Annotated in this window: 1 protein-coding gene; it reads right to left on the bottom strand. The window is 72.1% G+C overall.

Annotated features, from left to right (window positions below; genetic code table 11):
- The coding region (locus EQG76_RS14190) for a cell envelope integrity protein TolA (RefSeq protein ID WP_200840814.1) at nt 1-269 on the bottom strand (269 nt) is incomplete at both ends.

Below are 269 nucleotides of genomic sequence, written 5' to 3'. Positions count from 1 at the left end.
ACGATAGACCGGGTCCGACCCCATCCGGCCCACATCCACCGGTGCCACGCTCTGCACCGTGCCGTCCGGCGCCATCCGGATATTGACCGGGACCACCATGCCGGACAGGCCTTGCGCCGCCACGGGGATGTTCCAGCAGGGCTGGATCTGCTCGCGGACCATGGCACCCAGCCCCGCGGCACCCAGCCGTGCGGCCGAGCTTCCCGGTTGGTTCGAACGCGCCGGCTGGTCCGCGGCCACCTGGCCACGCCCGTCCCGCTTTTCCGGCG

Origin of the sequence: Geminicoccus flavidas (genome assembly GCF_009806515.1) — a bacterium.
GTDB classification, from domain to species: domain Bacteria; phylum Pseudomonadota; class Alphaproteobacteria; order Geminicoccales; family Geminicoccaceae; genus Geminicoccus; species Geminicoccus flavidus.
This window is presented reverse-complemented; position numbering and strand designations above follow the sequence as displayed.